The organism is Geothrix mesophila (assembly GCF_022808835.1).
Lineage (GTDB): Bacteria > Acidobacteriota > Holophagae > Holophagales > Holophagaceae > Geothrix > Geothrix paludis.
The window spans coordinates 229,728-245,193 of sequence record NZ_JAKZLD010000003.1; the positions used below are offsets into that span (position 1 = coordinate 229,728).

Here is a 15,466-nt window from a genome sequence, read left to right on the forward strand (position 1 = left end):
AGTCAAGCCATGACGCCAGATCCCTACGCGCCCTATCTCCGCCAGGCGGACCAGCTGTTCGCCCAGGGCGAGATCGTCAAGGCCGGGCAGATCTGGCAGGCGATTCTCAAGCAGCAGCCCGCCCACGCCGAAGCCCGGGAACGCCTCCTGGCCCTGCGTGACCGCCTGCTGGCCCAGCGGCAGGAGGAGGAGCGCGTCGCGGCCCAGGCCGCTTCACCCCAAATTCCAGCGCCCCTTCCCGAGCCGGTCCAGCCCCCATCTCCCGCGCCTCCCCCGGTCACGGTCGCGGCGCCACCGGCCCCGCTTGCCCCGCCACCAGCCCACCCTCTCACTCCTGCTCCGCCCGCGCCAGTCGCCCCGCCGCCTCCCCCTCACGTGGAGCCCGAACGCCTGGTCATCGAGGGATGCACACTCTACGACATGGGCCAGGTGGCCGACGCCCTCCAGAAGTGGGAACAGGCCCTGGCCATCGACCCCACCCAGAGCCTGGCCCTGGGGTACGCCAATGGCGCCCGCCGCGAGCTTGGGCTCCCGCCCCTGCAGGGAACAGCTCCCGTCGCTCCCGCCGAGGAGCTGGCCCCCCAGGCCGACGAGGACGTGGACAAGCTGCTTCGCGAGGCGGTCCAGCTCTACGACATGGGGCTGACGGAGGAGGCCATCTCCAAGTGGGAGCACGTGCTCGCCCTGGAACCCCACCGGGAGGAGATCCGGGGGTACCTCCGCCAGGCCCGGATGGAAGTGACCCAGGCCGCGGCCCAGCCGGCCCCGGTCCAACCTCCACCTCCCGCGCCAACCCCCGTGCCACCCCCCGCGCTGCCCCCGGCGTCGGCCGCGAGCCCCGCCGCCCCTGCCCCGACCCCCGAGGCGGAGGCCCTGGCCCTCAAGCTCCGGCAGGCCGAGCACCTGCTGACGCTCCAGCGCCCCGACGAGGCCGCCTTCACCTATCAGCAGGCCCTCCGGCTGGCGCCCGGAAACCCCGAGGCCCTGGCGGGGCTCGAGCGCTGCCGGCGGCCCCAGCCCCGAGTCGGAACCTCCAGCTCCGGCATCAGCCTGGACCTCCCGGACCGCATCGCCATGGTGGAGGAGGAGCCCACCCTCATCGTCACCGATCCCGGCCGCGTGGAGCCTCCCGCCTCCATGACCCGGAGCGCTCCGGCCCCGCGGGAGGGCCTGAGCCTTCCGGCCCGCCTCCAGGAGGCCTCCTCCAAGCTTCCCTGGCTCCGGGAACCCAAGGTCTGGGCCATCGCCGGGGGGAGCGCCCTGACGCTGTCGGTGGCCCTCTACGCGATCCACTCCTACCGCAGGGACCAGGAGCTGAAGGAGGCCGTCAGGGCCGCCCGCCAGGCGGCCATCGCTCCCGTCGCCCAGCAGGCCCAGTCGCCCGACCTCACCGAAACGCCCGCGGCGATCCTCCGCGAGGGGGAGTCGGCCCTGGAGGCGGATCCGCTCCGGGCCTACTTCCGGGCCCAGTACATCCTGGCCCAGAATCCCGGCGACGCCGCCGCCGCCCAGTTGCTGGAGAAGGCTAAGGCCGCCCTGCCCGGCGGGGCCGCCGGGGCGACCCTTCCCGAGTTCCAGAAGCACCTCCAGGCCGGCGATCTGGACGCCGCGGCCAAAGTCATGGACGCGCTCCTGCGGGCCCAGCCCGATGATCCCGCCCTCCGCACCAAGGCGGCCCGCCTGCATCTGGCCTTCTGCGCGGCCCATGCCGGCCAGGCCAAGTGGGATGAGGCCACCGAGGACCTGCGCCAGGGCCGGGCCCTGTTCCCCAGCGACAAGTCCTGGCAGGCCCGCCTGCTCCTGCTCGAGCGCGTGAAGGCCCTGCCCAAGTCACAGCAGGCGGCCTGGCTTCCCCTGCTGGGGTAGGCTTCCCCGCCGGCATATCACGGCAAGAACCGGGTCGCCCCGGGATGCCGGCGCGCCGGATGCTGGGCCCACGGGAGCGCCCTCGCGCCTCCCGCCAGGGAGGTGCGCCATGCACAAGGTCGTCCGTCCGAAGATGCTGTACTTCGGGACCCCGGTGGTCCTCATCAGCACGCTGAATCCCGATGGCTCGCCCAACCTGGCGCCCATGTCCTCGGCCTGGTGGCTGGGGGACACCTGCCAGCTGGGAATGAGCAGCCGGTCGCGGACCGTGGAGAACCTCGGCCGCGAGGGGGAGTGCGTCCTCAACCTGCCCTCCTCGGCGCTGGTGGCCGCCGTGGACCGCCTGGCGCTCCTCACGGGGAGCGACCCGGTGCCGCCCTACAAGGCCGCCATGGGCTACCGGCACGAGCCCCGGAAGTTCGAGGCCGCGGGCCTCACCCCGATCCCCGCGGATCTGGTGAAGCCGCCGAGGGCCCTGGAGTGCCCCGTCCACCTGGAGGCCCGGGTCCGCGGCATCCGCCCGATCGGCGGCGAGGACAGTCATCTGGCCGCCATCGAGGCCCAGGTGGTCCGCGTCCACATCGACGAGGCCCTGATGATGCCGCGGGAAGGGGACTACATCGATCCCCAGCTCTGGCAGCCTCTCATCATGAGCTTCTGCGACTTCTTCGGCCTGGATGGGACGCCCCTCCTGCCCTCCCGGCTGGCCAGGGCCTGGCGCCCGCCGGTGGCTTCCTGATGGGAGGGATCAGGCCGTCCTCGCCCGCTCGAAGGCGAGGATGGCCTGCTTGCGCGGGGCGCCCCAGTGGTACTGGCCCAGGGCCCCGGTGGCCTGGATCACGCGGTGGCAGGGGATGAGCCAGGCGATGGGGTTCTGCCCCACGGCCGTGCCCACGGCCCGCACCGCGCCCGGGGCGCCGGATAGGGTGGCCAGATCGCGGTACGACACGGCCTGACCCGGAGGAACCCGCAGCAGGGCCTCCCAGGTCCGGAGCTGGAAGGGCGTGCCCTTGAGGACGAGGCTGAGGGGTCGGCCCCCGCCATCCCGCATGTGGGCCTCGAAGGCTTCCGCATAGGGCTGGATGAGGGCGTCCCCCCGTTCCAGGCGCGCGCCGGGCCAGCGGGCCCGGAGCTCGGCCAGGGCGCCATCCTGGCCATCCTCACCGAGGAAGGCCAGGCCGCAGAGGCCCCGGTCCAGGGCCGCGAAGAGGGCCGGGCCGAAGGGCGTCTCCGCCACCCCCCAGTGGATCGTGAGGCCCCCGGCCTGAGCCTTGTATTCCCCGGGGGTCATCCGCTCCAGGCGGAGGAAGAGGTCATGCAGGCGCCCCGGGCCCGAGAGCCCCACCGCGTGGCTCACGTCGAGCAGGCTCCGGGACTCGGCGAGCATGCGCTTGGCCTCCGCCAGGGTCAGGACCTGGAGGAAGCGCTTGGGGCTCACCCCCGCCCATCGCTGGAAGAGCCGCTGGAAGTGGAAGGGGCTGAGGCCCACCTCCTCCGCCACTCGCTCCAGGCTGGGCTGCTCCTCCGCGTGATCGGCGAGGAAGCGGATGGCCCGCTCCACCCGGCTGTAGTCGCTGTTGGCCATGGGGACCTCCCCTGCCAAGGTGGGTCCGGGAGCGCTCCGCTCCCACCCGGATGTTGCGGCGATCAGCCCGCCACCCAGACCTCGGGCGGCACCGGGTGGCTGAGGAAGTGGGTCATGCCCTCGTTCAGGCCGTAGGCGCCCGCCGTGCCGAAGGCGAGCAGATCCCCCGCCGCCAATTCCGGCAGGCGCACCTCGCCCAGGCGGTCCAGGCTGGTGCAGAGGGGACCGGCCAGGGTGTAGGGCACGGTTCCCCCGGCCTTCACCGCGTCCTTCCCCACCACCTTCACCGGGAACGGCTGGCCCGTGAGCAGGGGCCGGATGAGGTGGTTGATGCCCCCCTCCAGGATGGCGAAGCGGACGCCGCGGCTCTCCTTGAGGCGCACCACCCGGGCCAGGTAGACGCCGCAGGGGCCCGCCAGGAAGCGCCCGGGCTCCAGGATCAGCTCGCCCTTGAACCAGGCATGCCGCGCCAGCAGATCGGACAGTCCCTGCCCAAAGGCGGCCAGATCCAGCGGCGCCTCCTCCGGCGCGTAGGGCACGCCCAGGCCACCCCCCAGGTCGATCTGCTCGAAGACGAGGTCATGGGTCTCTTGCAGGCGCTTCGCCAGGTCCAGCACCGCGCCGTGGATGGCCTTCAGCTTGGCGGCATCCCGCTGGTTGCTGGCGGCGAAGACGTGCAGACCCTTGATGCGCACGTGTGCCAGCCTCGCGGCCTTCTCGAGCAGGGCCGGCACGTCCTCCTCGTCCACGCCGAAGGCCGAGGGCCCGCTGCCGCCGATGATGCGGTTGCCCTCATCAATGTCGAAGGCCGGGTGCACCCGCAGGTTCACGGAGGTCTCCCGGGTGGCCAGGGCGTCGATCCGCGCCAGGTCCTCGAAGCCCTCCGCCTGCACCCGAACCCCCAGCTCCAGGGCCTTCCGCAGCTCCGCCTCCCGCTTGCCCGGCCCGGCGAAGAAGGTGCGGCCCACCGGCAGGTCCAGCGCCTCCACCCGCTCCAGCTCCCCGATGGAGGCGCAGTCGAAGCTGGCGCCCAGGGCGGCGAAACACCTCAGCAGGTCCGCGTGCGGGTTGGCCTTCACGGCGTAGGCGATGTGGACGCGGTCGGGAATCGCAGCCCGAAGCGCGCGGAACCCCGCCTCCGCCACCACGCCGGAATAGGCGAAGCAGGGCGTGCCGTGGGCCTCGGCGAGGGACCGGCACTGGGCGTCATCAAAGGCGAAAAGCATAAGGACCTCTAGCCGTGGATCAGTTCTTCCAGTACGGCGCCAGCCGCTTCACGCCTTCCCTTAGCTGCTCGGGCGTGGCGGCGAAGCTGAGGCGGGCGTGGCCACGGCCGCCTTCGCCGAACGCCAGGCCGGGGATGAGCACCACCTTCGCCTCGTCCCGCAGCTTCAGGCAGAAGGCCACGGGGTCGGCGCGGGCCGCCTCGGGCAGGGCCATGAAGTGGTAGAAGGTGCCGTCGGGCGGGACCGGCGCTTGGCCCAGCTCCTCGCGAAGGGTGGCGGCCAGAGCCTCCCAGCGCTCGCCCACGGCGGCCCGGGCCTCGGCCAGCACGGTGTCCGAGTGCTCGATCAGGGCCAGCGCGGCCCATTGCGCCGGCGTGGCCGTGCCGGTCACCGCGTAGCCGTGCACTGTGCGGGCGGGCAGGAGCCAGGCGGGATCGCCCACGGCCCAGCCCACGCGCAGGCCCGGGGCGCCCCAGCCCTTGCTCACGGAGCTGGTCACCACGCCGCGGTCGGTGACGTCCCGCAGGCTGGGGCAGCGGGTGCCGAAGTGCAGGTCGCGGTAGACCTCGTCGGAGATGAGCAGCACGCCCCGGGCGATGCAGGCGTCGGCCACGCGCTTGAGCGCCTCCAGGCTCCCGCCGCCGCCCGTGGGGTTGGAGGGCAGATTGAGGATCACGGCGGACACGTCCGACGTGGCGTCCAGCACGCGGATCAGGGCCCCCGCATCCAGGCGGAAGCGGTCCTTCGAGAGCGGGTAGGGCACGACCTCGGCGCCCGCCATGAGGGCGAGGGCCGGGTAGGCCACGAAGCCCGGATCCGGCACCAGCACCTTCGTGCCCGGATCCACCCAGGCCTGGAAGAGCGAGAACAGCGCCCCCTGGGAGCCGGTGGTGATGAGCACCTCGTCCACGTGGGCACCGTGGAAGGCGGCCACGGCCTTGCGCAGGTCCAGCAACCCAACGTGCGGCACGTAGGGGCAGGGCCCGGGGTTGCGCAGCAGCGCCTTCCGCCCCACCTCCGGCAGGTCCCAGGTGGGCTCGCCCAGGCCCAGGGGGATGGCTCCGGGCGGCGTGCCGTCCGTGATGGCGCGGATGGGCGAGGGCTTCAGCAGGGATAGGCGGGAGGCGGGCTTCATGGCTTCTCTCGGTCGGGCCGGAACGGGGCTACCTCAGCGCCCGTTCCAGGGCGGTGGCCGCGTCGGTCCTGTCGTCGCGGTACTTCACGATACAGGGGGCCGAGACCTGGAGTCCGTGAGCCTTGGCATAGTCGCCCGAGGCGGGGCGGGAACCCGGCACCACCACGGCACCCTCCGGCACCTCCTGGCGCAGCTCCCGGCCGTGCACCAGGTCGTAGATCACCGTGCTGCCTGTAATGACCACGCCCGAGGCCAGCACGGCCCGCTTGCGCACGACGATGCCCTCGAACAGGCCCACGAGGCCGCCCACGAACGCGTCGTCCTCCACCACCACGGGCCGGGCGCCCGCGGGCTCGAGCACCCCGCCGATCTGGGCGGCGGCGCTGAGGTGCACGCGCTTGCCGATCTGGGCGCAGCTGCCCACCAGGGCGTGGCTGTCCACCATAGTGCCTTCGTCCACGAAGGCGCCCACGTTCACATAGGCCGGCGGCATGATCACCACGCCCCTGGCGATGTGGGCGCCGCGCCGCACGGAGGAGCCGCCGGGTACGAGGCGCACGCCGTCCTCCAGCCCGAAGTGGCGGGCCGGATAGGCGGTCTTGTCGAACATGGGGAAGCCGGGCCCCGGCATTTCCACGATGTTCGTCCGGCGGAAGCCGCAGAGGATGGCCTGCTTCACCCAGGGGTTGGCCTGCCAGCTGCCGTCGGGCTGTTGCTCCGCGGCCCGCACGATCCCGCCCTCCAGGGCGGAAAGAAGCACCTGGTGCATGGCCGGCGCTTCGGGATCGGCGGCCAGATCCTCGGGAGGCCGGCTGAAGAAGCGGTGGATGGTACCGAGGTCGACGACCATCAGATCACTCCGGGGAAGGTGCCCTCGGTGGAGAGGCAGAGGGCCTCCGCCAGGCGGGTGCGCGTGGCGGCGACGGCGGGAACCAGGGGCAGGCGCAGGCCTTCCCCGCAGAGACCCAGCATGCGGAGGGCGGCCTTCAGCGGGATGGGGTTGCTCTCGAGGAAGAGGGCGTCCATGAGGGGCAGCAGCTGCTGGTGGAGGCGGAGCGCCTCTTGGCGATCCCCCCGGCGGGCGGCGGCGACCAGGGCGGCGGTCTCCCGGGGCAGTGCGTTCCCGAGCACCGAGATCAGACCCGAGGCCCCCACGGCGATGGAGGCCACGGCCAGGTTGTCGTCGCCCGACAGCAGGACCTTCCCCTTGGGCAGCTGGCGGACGATTTCCGCGATCTGCGCCAGGTTGCCGCTGCTCTCCTTCACGGCCACCACCTGGGGATTCTCCCAAAGGCGCGCCAGGACCGGCGGGGTCACGTTCAGCCCGGTGCGGCCCGGCACGTTGTAGGCGATGATCGGCAGCCCCGGCGCGGCCTCGGCCACGGCGGCGAAGTGGGCCACGAGGCCGTCCGGCGTGGGCTTGTTGTAGTAGGGCGTCACCACCAGGGCCCCCTGGGCGCCGAGGGCCTGGGCCCGCTTCGTCATCGCCGCGGCCTGGCGCGTGGCATTGTGGCCCGTGCCCACCACCACCGGGCGGCCCCCGGCCTCCTCGAGGCAGGCCGAGATGATGGCGTCCCGCTCGGCGTCGAGGATGGTGGCGGCCTCACCCGTGGAGCCCAGGGGCACGAGGAAGTCCGCGCCACCGGCCACCACGTGGCGCACCAGCTTGCGGTAGGCGGGCAGGTCCACCTCGCCCGAGGCCGTGAACGGCGTGGCCAGGGCGACGGCAAGGCCGGAGAGATCGAGGGTCATGGTCTGTCTCCAAACACAAAGAGGGGATCAAGCAGATCGGCGGCCAGGTCGTCCATGGTGAAGACACCCTTGCGGCCGTGGAGCCACTGGGCGGCCGCCAGGGCGCCCTGGGCGAACGGGGCGCGGGAGCGGGCCCGGTGCGTGAGCTCCAGCACTTCCGCCGGCGCGTCCAGGCCCACGGTGTGCGTGCCGAACTCGGCGCCGGCCCGGACCACCCCCAGGCTCAGCTGGTGCGGCGCCGGGGTGCCAAGGGTCCACTCGGTTTTGCGGGGACAGCCCGCGATCAAGGCCGCCGCCAGGGTCTTGGCGGTGCCCGAGGGCGCATCGGCCTTAAGCCGGTGGTGATGCTCCACCAGGTAGGGATCGCGGGCGGGATCCAGGGCGGCGAAGCGGCCCAGCACGGTGGCCATCCGGGCCATCAGGGCCACGGCCAGAGAGAAGTTCGAGGCGGTCAGCACGCCGATGCGGCCGGCGACCCGGATCTCGAGATCGGGCATGGACCAGCCGGTGGTGCCGATCACCAGGTCCGTGCCTGTCTCCAGGGCCCAGGCCAGGTGCGCCGCCACGGCCTCGGCCACGCTGGCATCGATGACCACATTGGCTACGCCGGCCCCGACGTCCGGGGTCTCGCCCCGGCCGACGTGCCAGGCCAGGGCCTGCCCGGCCTCGGCCGCGATGGCCGAGCCCAGGCGGCCCTTCCCGAAGAGCCCGAGACGGAGGGTCACGGCGCCCCTCCCACCAACACCTTGTGGAGGCGGCGCAGGGCCTCGTCGCCCTGCTCCCGGCGCACCACGAGGCTCAGGTTGATCTCGTTGGCGCCCATGCTGATCATCTCCACGTTGATGTCACCCAGGGCCGAGAGCAGGCGCGCGCCCAGGCCCGGCGTGGATTTCAGGCGCTCGCCCACGGCGGCGATGATGGCCCTGTCCTCGTTCACCTCCACCGTAGCGAAGGCCGAGAGGTCCTTGATGAGCGCCTTCAGGGGCATGTCCGCCTCCACTGTGAGGGAGACGCTCACCTCGGCGGTGGCCACCAGGTCGACGCTCACGCCGCGCCGCCCGAACACCTCGAAGAGGCGGGCCAGGAAGCCGCTCTGGGCCAGCATGCGGGAACTGCTCACCGTGAGCACCGTCACGGGGCCGCGGCTGGCCAGGGCCGTGATGGGCCGGCCCGTGCGGACCTCGGCGGAGATTGTGGTGAAGCGGCCCTCCGGCTTTTGCGTATGCCGCACGGTCACCGGGATGCGGGCCTCCACGGCGGGCTGGATGGTGGCCGGGTGGAGCACCTTGGCGCCGAAGGCCGCCAGCTCGGCGGCCTCCGCGAAGCTCAGCTCAGGGATGGGCAGGGCCTCGGGAACGATGCGGGGATCGCAGGTGAGCACGCCTTCCACGTCTGTCCAGATCTGCACCTCGGCCGCCCCGAGGGCGGCGCCGAAGAGCGCGGCGGAGAAGTCGCTGCCGCCGCGGCCGAGGGTGGTGGTGAGGCCGTCCTCCGTGGCGCCGATGTAGCCCTGGGTGATGACGGACCGGCCCGGCCCGACCAGCGGCTTCAGGTGCGCCGCCGCCAGGGCCCTGATGGCCTCCGGCTGCGGGGCCGCCTCGCCGAAGACCGCGTCCGTGCGCAGAACGGTGCGGGCGTCCACCCAGGCACCGCCCACGAAGGCCGCGAAGATCCGCGTGGACAGGCGCTCACCCAGGGAGGCGATGGCGTCCATGCTGCGGGGACTCAGCTCCCGCAGCATGGCCACGCCCCGGAGCAGCAGCTCCAGCTCCCCGAAGAGCTCCGTCAGGGCCGCGTCCAGATCCTCCGGCACCGCGCCGGCGAAGAGATCCTCCGCCGCCTTCCGGTGAGCGGCCATGAGCTTGCGCTGGCGCTCCATGGCCCCGCCCAGGTCGCCGGCCTCGGCCGCCTTGGCGGCATCGAAGAGGCCGTTGGTGGTCTTGCCCATGGCGGACAGCACCACCAGGGGCGCCTGCGGAAGCGCCGTCTTCACCAGGCCCGCCACTTGCCGCATGCAGGCCGCGTCGGCCACACTGCTGCCGCCGAACTTGAGGACGATCATCGGAGGTACCCCTTCGCGTGGGCGAGTTCCGCATTGAGGATGCTGCCGCCAGCGGCGCCTCTTTCCGTGTTGTGTCCCAGCAGCGCGAACTTCACGCCGAGGATGGGGCAGGGCCGCAGGCGGCCCACGTGGACGCTCATGCCCTCATCCTTCTCCACGTCGCGGCGCACCTGGGGGCGGTCCTCCAGGGTGTGGACATGGATGGGCACCGGCGGCGCGGAGAAGAGCTTGAGCTGCTGAGGCTCGGGCCGCCAGCTCAGCCAGGCGTCCCGCACGGCCTCCAGGGACGGGTTGCCCTTCAGCTTCAGGCTCACGGCCTCCGTGTGGCCTTCGATGACGGGCACGCGGTGGCAGAGGGCGCTCACCAACATGGGCGCCAGCTCCACCTCCTTGCCCGTGAAGCGGCCCAGCATCTTCGGGGTCTCCTCCTCCACCTTGGGCTCCTCGTTGCGGATGAAGGGGATGACGTTGCCCAGGATGTCCAGGCTGGCCACGCCGGGATAGCCCGCGCCGCTGATGGCCTGCATGGAGGTCATCATCACGGCCTCGATGCCGAAAGCCCGCTGCAGGGGCGCGAGCGCCATGACCAGCACGGTGGCCGTGCAGTTGGCGTTGGTGACGATCCCGCCGCTCCAGCCGTGGTGGTGGCGCTGCACGTCCAGAAGGCCCAGGTGGTCCGCGTTCACCTCGGGCACCAGCAGCGGGACCTCCGGCGACATGCGGAAGGCCGCGGCGTTGGAGAACACCATGGCCCCGGCCCGGGCGAACTCGGGCTCCAGCTCCTTGGCCGGGCCCGTGTCCAGGGCGCTGAAGACCACGGGCGAGAGGGCGAACTCCGGCGTGCCCTCGGCCATGACCTGGTCGCCCAGGCCGCCGTAGGGTTCGCCGTCCAGGCGCCAGGCGCAGGCGTCGCGGTAGCGCTTGCCGGCGCTGCGCTCGCTGGCGGCCAGATGCTCCACGCGGAAGAGGGGATGGTTGGCCAGCCGGCGCACGAAGCGCTGGCCGACGACGCCGGTGGCGCCCAGGACGGTGACGGGGATTTTGGCGGTCATGAGGTTCTCCTGTCCCAAATTCGTGTTGTGCTGCGCCACCGGCTACGCCCTCCGCCTGACGTGCGGCGCACCGCGCCGCACTCCCGCGCGCTTGCCGCTTCGCGACTGCGCTTGCGGAGTCGGAGCCTCGGCGCCCAGGACGGTGGCGGGGATTTTGGCGGTCATGGTTCAGTCTCCCAGGAAGTGCAAGGCCAATCGGTGGTTGAGCGCCACGCCCGCCTCGAGGTCGGCGAGGCTGAGGCGTTCCTCCAGCGTGTGCGCCACGCGGATGCTGCCGGGCCCTGCCAGCACCACGGTGCGGTCCGGCACCAGGGCGCGCAGGGTGGGGGCGTCGGAGCCGAAGGGCATGGGGGCCCGCTCGAAGCCGGGGATCTCGGGATAGCGGTCCGGCGGCTCGTCCAGTGTGAGGGCCAGGGTGCCCTCGGGCGGGGCCAGGCGCCGGGCTTCCTCCACGAAGGTGCTCCCGGGCAGGGTGCGGATCATGAGCCGGGCTTCCCCCGCCGCGGGCACGGAATTGAGGGCCTCACCCGCGCGGAGGATGCCCAGGTTCCAGACCTCCGGGCCCAGCGCCGGGTCCACGGGGCGCGGCTGGTCGCGCAGACGCTGGAGCCAGTCCAGCAGGGGCCAGGCGGCGTCGTGGCCCAGCTCGGGGCTGCCGCTGTGGGCGGCGCGACCCGCGCAGCGGAGGTGCAGGTGCTGGGCCCCGCGCTGGCCCGTGGCCAGCTTCAGGTCCGTGGGCTCGCCGTTGACGAGGACCCGCAGGTCCCGCAGCCGGTCCGCCAGGCCCAGGGCCGCGGTGGCCCCGGCGCTGTCCGTCTCCTCGCCCACCACCCCCAGCCAGGCCAGGCCTTCGCGGCCCTCGGCCAGGAGCCTCTTCACAGCGCCGAGCTGGGCCGCGATCTGGCCCTTGGCGTCGCAGGCCCCCCGGCCATGGAAGACCTCGCCCTCCAGGCGGAGCGGCAGGTGGGGCGGCACCGTGTCCAGGTGCGTGGAGAAGAGGACCTTCGGCCGGCCCCAGGTGGCCAGCACGTTGGTGCGGCCCTCGGCCACGGGCTGCTCCACCACCGTGGCGCCGAGTTCCCGGAGAAGCTCCCGCAGCTCCGGCAGGCCCGCGTCCTCCTGGCCCGAGGTCGTCTCGCGCGCACAGAGCCGCTGGAGGCTGCCGGTGAGCCAGCTTCGGAGATCAGCGGGGGTGGCGTTCATGGAAACCTCGGCGGGCCGACGGTGCCATCAGGAACGCGGGGGGAAGGATCCCACCGCCGCGCCTCAGGCCCTCCGCGCCGGGTGACCGGCACGACAGCCGCCGGGCTTTCGCCTCGACGTCCAGGGGCCGCGCCGATGATTCGCGAACCCTTCGGCGATCCTCCCCTTTCCCACCGGGTCATCGGGTTCATCGCCCTCGCCGCCAGTACTGATGGGGACCGCTCCTCCATCGGAACCTCCACCTTCCCATGCCGGGGGCCCCTTCCGCAACCCGCTAACGGATGTCGGCCAGCAGGCCCTCGCCCCGGGGCCAGGGGCCGTGGCCCGAGGCCAGGTTCAGGTGCCCGCAGGGTCCCAGGTCCACCAGCCGGGCCCCCCAATCCGAGGCCAGGGTGTGGGCCCGGGCCGGCGCCAGGAAGGGATCATCCGACGAGGCGGCCAGGATGGCCGGGAAGGGCAGCCGCTGTCGGGGGATCGGCGCGAAGCCTCGCAGGACCGGCATCGCGTCCGGACGCTCCACATCCGAGGGCGCCGCCAGGAGGGCTCCTCGGATCTCGCGGTCATGGTCCTTCGCCCAGTGGACGATCGCCAGGCAGCCCAGCGAGTGGCCCACGAGGATGGGCGGTTCCGTGCAACCGGCGATGGCCTCGTCCAGGGCCTCCACCCAGTCCACCTTGTGGGGGAACTCCCAGTTGGGCATCTCCACCCGCTTCGCGTCCCTCAGGCTGCCCTCCCACAGGCTCTGCCAGTGGCCGGGGCCCGAGTTCTGATAGCCGGGGACGATCAGGATGGCGGCCATGGATCACCGTGGGATGGCTCCATGGAACGCCCACCGGCGCCGGAGTTCAAGTCCTCCTTGGGGCCCGCGCGGGCACCAGGGCGTCCGCCAGCTGCCGCACATAGCCGCTGAGGTCCGTCACTTCCTTCACCGCCTTGGGCGTGGCCCGCAGCAGCTGGAAGTACCCCGCGTAGGCGGCGTAGGCCAGCAGGGCCCGTTGGCGCGCCTCGGTTTCCGTCAGCCCCAGCGCCCGAAAGGCCTCGGCGCCAAAGGTCAGGCGGCGTTCCGTGGCGCGGCGGAGGAAGGGCACCACGCGGGGGTCCTCGCCGGAAAGCGCCAGGGCCGCGAAGAAGAGGCCGTTCTCCACGTCCTCGAAGGCTGCGAAGAGCAGCACCCGCAGGCGCCGTCGGGGGTCGGCGATGCCCCCATAGCGGGTCACCACATCGGCGCTCTGGTCCTGCTCCCAGTCCGCCAGAGCCGCCTTGATGAGGGCGTCCCGGCTGTCGAAGTGCCAGTAGAAGCTTCCCTTCGTGACCCCCAGCGCCTGGGCCAGCGGCTCCACCGCCACGGCCGACACGCCCTCCCGGATGATGAGGGCCTGAGCCGCCTTCACCCAGACCTCAGGGGACAGGGGCTCGGCGGGGCGGCGGGGCTTCTTGCGGGGAGCGGGCATGGCGGCCTTGACAGGTGAACAGGGCAGCTTACCATACCATACCGTATGGCATCCATACGCATGCGTATTGAGTGCGGTTCCCAAGGAGTTCCGATGTCCCGCCGCCCCTTCCTCGCCGCCGCCTTGGCCCTCCTGGCCTTCCTCGGCTGCAACATGCCGGAGACACACGTCCGCCGCAGCAGCCTCATGGACTATCTCTATCCGAAGGAGAAGGCCGCCCCCATGCCGAACCCCGCCGGGGCCCGCCTCAAGCTGCCCCTGAAGCTGGGGGTGGCCTTCGTCCCGGGCGGCACGGCCTCCTGGCGGGTCCAGAACCTCATGGCCCCGGGCCAGGAGAAGCAGCTTCTGGACGTGGTGAAGCGGAGCTTCCAGGACCGGCCCTGGATCTCCGAGATCAAGCTCGTCCCCAGCGCCTACCTCCGCCCGGGCGGCGGCTTCGAGAACATGGACCAGGTGGCCCGGATGTACGGCGTGGACGTCATGGCCCTGGTGAGCGTGGACCAGGTGCAGAACACCGACCCCCGCTGGTACAGCTTCACCTACCTCTCCATCGTGGGCGCCTACGTGCTGCCCGGCGACGCCAACGACACGAACACCCTCATCGACGCCGCGGTCTACGACGTGGCCAGCCACACCTTCCTGCTGCGCGCCCCCGGCCAGAGCCAGGTCAAGGGCAGCTCCACCTGGGCCTACCGCGAGAAGCAGCTGCGCGAGCACTCGGCGAAGGGCCTGGAGCTGGCCATGGGCGACTTGGCCAAGAACCTCGACGCCGAGGTGGGCGCCTTCAAGGCCGAGGTGGCCCGGGGCGAGCGCAAGGACGTGGACGTGGTGGACCGCCAGGGCGTGTCCCTGCGCCAGAGCGGCGGGCGGAACTTCGGCGGCAGTTTCGGATGGATCGAGGCCCTGGGCGCCCTCCTCATCCTCGGGCTCGCCCTGCGGTTCCGGCGGGCCTGATGGACGCTCTCGCCCTCACCGCCGAGGCCCTGCGGGAGCCTTGGCGACTCTGGACCGGGCATCTGGTCCACTTCGGCTGGGAGCACGCCCTGGCCAATGCCGTGGCCCTGGCCGTGCCCTGGATCCTGGCCGCCCCCCGCGACCGGCGGCGGCTGGCCCTGGCGATGCTCGTCCTCCCGCCCCTGCTGAGCCTGCTCCTCCTCCCCTCCCTGGGTGGCGGCGAGTACCGCGGCGCCTCGGGCCTGGCCTGCGCCCTCTGGGCCCTGGCGGGCCTGCGGCTGGCGGGGCGGCAGGAGTCATCACCCCTGGGTCTGTTGATGCTCGGGGGCCTGGCGCTGAAACTGGGCGCCGAAGCGGCCTTCGGGGGCAGTTTCCTGCTCCACCCTGAAGGCTGGCAGACCCTCACCGCCGCCCACCAGTGGGGCGGTTTCCTGGGCCTCGCCTCCGCACTGCCGCCTTGGCCCCGACCCCATCCCGCCTGATCCCAGCCTCTCCGGGAGGCTCCATGAGAACGCTGCTCTGCACCCTGCTTGCGATCATCGGGGCCCTGGGGTGCGCCCGGATCTACCGGCCTGTGACCCTCGCCACGCCTCCCGCGAGTGTCCGGGGTGAAGGCCTTGCTGGGCACCTGGCGCCGCAGCCCTGGGGCGACAACTCAAGGTACGAGCGGAAGGCCCTTCGGGCGAACCTGCGCGTCCTGGCCCTGACCCTCGAGAACACCTCTTCGGCCGACCTCGAGATCCTGCGCCTGGACCTCCCGGCGGGAGCCACGGCCCTTCCGCCGGAGGCCGCAACGACGCTCGTGAAACAACGGAGCCTCGCCTACCTCCTCTACCCACTCCTCCCGGGCCTGGCCAGCCTGGGGGCCGCGGGGAGGTCCAGCAGCGGTCCCGTGGTTATTTCCGATCAAGCAGTCTTCCAGGGGCTGACCATCGCCGGCGCCTGCATCGGCGTGTCCAACGCCATCGTCGCCGCCCGCAGCAATCGGCGTCTGGAAGCCTTCTTCCGCGAGCAGGCCTGGGCCCCGGGCCGGCTGGCGGCCAGCGAGACCCGAAGAGGGCTGATCTTCCTCCGCGGTCCAGACTCCCGCGCGCCCCTGACGGTGCAGGTGATCTTCCGGGGCCCCATGGGCGAGCGGAGCCTGACGTTGACCGTCCAGGGCGCCCAGGGGCCCTGAGGG

16 protein-coding genes and 1 riboswitch are annotated in these 15,466 nt (G+C 72.4%); of the genes, 5 read left to right on the forward strand and 11 right to left on the reverse strand.

Annotated features, from left to right (window positions below):
- Positions 1 to 9: 9 nt before the first annotated feature.
- Together MLG87_RS11000 and MLG87_RS11005 are read left to right on the forward strand one after the other, a co-directional pair.
- Positions 10 to 1,866 carry a tetratricopeptide repeat protein gene (locus MLG87_RS11000; protein ID WP_243295220.1) on the forward strand — a complete coding sequence of 619 codons (1,857 nt, stop codon included), beginning with the start codon at positions 10 to 12 and terminating at the stop codon, positions 1,864 to 1,866.
- A 109-nt stretch (positions 1,867 to 1,975) separates the two neighbouring features.
- Positions 1,976 to 2,605 (forward strand): flavin reductase family protein, encoded by a 630-nt coding sequence (locus tag MLG87_RS11005; RefSeq protein ID WP_243295221.1) that lies wholly within the window; start codon positions 1,976 to 1,978, stop codon positions 2,603 to 2,605.
- A gap of 9 nt (positions 2,606 to 2,614) precedes the next feature.
- On the opposite strand, the gene MLG87_RS11010 is transcribed toward MLG87_RS11005, so the two are convergent.
- The 11 genes from MLG87_RS11010 to MLG87_RS11060 all read right to left on the reverse strand — a co-directional run bounded on the left by MLG87_RS11010 (position 2,615) and on the right by MLG87_RS11060 (position 13,332).
- A complete protein-coding gene (locus MLG87_RS11010) occupies positions 2,615 to 3,451 on the reverse strand; it encodes a bifunctional transcriptional activator/DNA repair enzyme AdaA (RefSeq protein WP_243295222.1) in 837 nt (278 codons plus the stop codon).
- Positions 3,452 to 3,513: 62 nt separating this feature from the next.
- Positions 3,514 to 4,677, reverse strand: a complete 1,164-nt coding sequence (locus MLG87_RS11015) for a diaminopimelate decarboxylase family protein (RefSeq protein WP_243295223.1) — start codon at positions 4,675 to 4,677, stop codon at positions 3,514 to 3,516.
- A 19-nt stretch (positions 4,678 to 4,696) separates the two neighbouring features.
- On the reverse strand, positions 4,697 to 5,812 hold the full coding sequence (locus tag MLG87_RS11020) for a pyridoxal phosphate-dependent aminotransferase (RefSeq protein ID WP_243295224.1): 1,116 nt from the start codon (positions 5,810 to 5,812) through the stop codon (positions 4,697 to 4,699).
- A 28-nt stretch (positions 5,813 to 5,840) separates the two neighbouring features.
- Positions 5,841 to 6,662, reverse strand: coding sequence for a 2,3,4,5-tetrahydropyridine-2,6-dicarboxylate N-succinyltransferase (locus MLG87_RS11025; RefSeq protein ID WP_243295225.1), 822 nt, complete (start codon positions 6,660 to 6,662; stop codon positions 5,841 to 5,843).
- Positions 6,662 to 7,564: a 4-hydroxy-tetrahydrodipicolinate synthase gene (gene dapA / locus MLG87_RS11030; protein ID WP_243295226.1), complete on the reverse strand. Its 903-nt coding sequence runs from the start codon at positions 7,562 to 7,564 to the stop codon at positions 6,662 to 6,664. The genes MLG87_RS11025 and dapA overlap by 1 nt, the downstream gene beginning before the upstream one ends.
- Positions 7,561 to 8,289, reverse strand: a complete 729-nt coding sequence (locus tag MLG87_RS11035) for a 4-hydroxy-tetrahydrodipicolinate reductase (RefSeq protein ID WP_243295227.1) — start codon at positions 8,287 to 8,289, stop codon at positions 7,561 to 7,563. Before MLG87_RS11035 ends, dapA begins: the two co-directional genes overlap by 4 nt.
- Positions 8,286 to 9,626: a lysine-sensitive aspartokinase 3 gene (gene lysC / locus MLG87_RS11040; protein WP_243295228.1), complete on the reverse strand. Its 1,341-nt coding sequence runs from the start codon at positions 9,624 to 9,626 to the stop codon at positions 8,286 to 8,288. The genes MLG87_RS11035 and lysC overlap by 4 nt, the downstream gene beginning before the upstream one ends.
- Positions 9,623 to 10,678 (reverse strand): aspartate-semialdehyde dehydrogenase, encoded by a 1,056-nt coding sequence (gene asd, locus MLG87_RS11045; RefSeq protein WP_243295229.1) that lies wholly within the window; start codon positions 10,676 to 10,678, stop codon positions 9,623 to 9,625. The genes lysC and asd overlap by 4 nt, the downstream gene beginning before the upstream one ends.
- A 168-nt stretch (positions 10,679 to 10,846) precedes the next feature.
- A complete protein-coding gene (locus tag MLG87_RS11050; RefSeq protein ID WP_243295230.1) occupies positions 10,847 to 11,881 on the reverse strand; it encodes a M20/M25/M40 family metallo-hydrolase in 1,035 nt (344 codons plus the stop codon).
- A gap of 57 nt (positions 11,882 to 11,938) precedes the next feature.
- Positions 11,939 to 12,118, reverse strand: a riboswitch (Lysine riboswitch).
- A gap of 37 nt (positions 12,119 to 12,155) precedes the next feature.
- A complete protein-coding gene (locus MLG87_RS11055) occupies positions 12,156 to 12,680 on the reverse strand; it encodes an RBBP9/YdeN family alpha/beta hydrolase (protein WP_243295231.1) in 525 nt (174 codons plus the stop codon).
- A gap of 46 nt (positions 12,681 to 12,726) precedes the next feature.
- Positions 12,727 to 13,332, reverse strand: coding sequence for a TetR/AcrR family transcriptional regulator (locus MLG87_RS11060; protein ID WP_243295232.1), 606 nt, complete (start codon positions 13,330 to 13,332; stop codon positions 12,727 to 12,729).
- A gap of 93 nt (positions 13,333 to 13,425) precedes the next feature.
- Between MLG87_RS11060 and rhlP the strand changes: the two genes are divergently transcribed.
- From rhlP to MLG87_RS11075, 3 genes are read left to right on the forward strand one after another with little or no spacing between them, the layout of a single operon-like run.
- On the forward strand, positions 13,426 to 14,286 hold the full coding sequence (gene rhlP, locus MLG87_RS11065; RefSeq protein ID WP_243295233.1) for a rhombotarget lipoprotein: 861 nt from the start codon (positions 13,426 to 13,428) through the stop codon (positions 14,284 to 14,286).
- A complete protein-coding gene (locus tag MLG87_RS11070) occupies positions 14,286 to 14,768 on the forward strand; it encodes a hypothetical protein (protein WP_243295234.1) in 483 nt (160 codons plus the stop codon). Before rhlP ends, MLG87_RS11070 begins: the two co-directional genes overlap by 1 nt.
- A gap of 23 nt (positions 14,769 to 14,791) precedes the next feature.
- Positions 14,792 to 15,463, forward strand: a complete 672-nt coding sequence (locus MLG87_RS11075; protein WP_243295235.1) for a hypothetical protein — start codon at positions 14,792 to 14,794, stop codon at positions 15,461 to 15,463.
- Positions 15,464 to 15,466: the final 3 nt, after the last annotated feature.

Coding starts and splice junctions, on each gene's coding strand:
- MLG87_RS11000 (WP_243295220.1), top strand. CDS start 10: ATGACGCCAGATCCCTACGCGCCCTATCTCCGCCAGGCGGACCAGCTG.
- MLG87_RS11005 (WP_243295221.1), top strand. CDS start 1,976: ATGCACAAGGTCGTCCGTCCGAAGATGCTGTACTTCGGGACCCCGGTG.
- MLG87_RS11010 (WP_243295222.1), bottom strand. CDS start 3,451: ATGGCCAACAGCGACTACAGCCGGGTGGAGCGGGCCATCCGCTTCCTC.
- MLG87_RS11015 (WP_243295223.1), bottom strand. CDS start 4,677: ATGCTTTTCGCCTTTGATGACGCCCAGTGCCGGTCCCTCGCCGAGGCC.
- MLG87_RS11020 (WP_243295224.1), bottom strand. CDS start 5,812: ATGAAGCCCGCCTCCCGCCTATCCCTGCTGAAGCCCTCGCCCATCCGC.
- MLG87_RS11025 (WP_243295225.1), bottom strand. CDS start 6,662: ATGGTCGTCGACCTCGGTACCATCCACCGCTTCTTCAGCCGGCCTCCC.
- dapA (WP_243295226.1), bottom strand. CDS start 7,564: ATGACCCTCGATCTCTCCGGCCTTGCCGTCGCCCTGGCCACGCCGTTC.
- lysC (WP_243295228.1), bottom strand. CDS start 9,626: ATGATCGTCCTCAAGTTCGGCGGCAGCAGTGTGGCCGACGCGGCCTGC.
- asd (WP_243295229.1), bottom strand. CDS start 10,678: ATGACCGCCAAAATCCCCGTCACCGTCCTGGGCGCCACCGGCGTCGTC.
- MLG87_RS11050 (WP_243295230.1), bottom strand. CDS start 11,881: ATGAACGCCACCCCCGCTGATCTCCGAAGCTGGCTCACCGGCAGCCTC.
- MLG87_RS11055 (WP_243295231.1), bottom strand. CDS start 12,680: ATGGCCGCCATCCTGATCGTCCCCGGCTATCAGAACTCGGGCCCCGGC.
- MLG87_RS11060 (WP_243295232.1), bottom strand. CDS start 13,332: ATGCCCGCTCCCCGCAAGAAGCCCCGCCGCCCCGCCGAGCCCCTGTCC.
- rhlP (WP_243295233.1), top strand. CDS start 13,426: ATGTCCCGCCGCCCCTTCCTCGCCGCCGCCTTGGCCCTCCTGGCCTTC.
- MLG87_RS11070 (WP_243295234.1), top strand. CDS start 14,286: ATGGACGCTCTCGCCCTCACCGCCGAGGCCCTGCGGGAGCCTTGGCGA.
- MLG87_RS11075 (WP_243295235.1), top strand. CDS start 14,792: ATGAGAACGCTGCTCTGCACCCTGCTTGCGATCATCGGGGCCCTGGGG.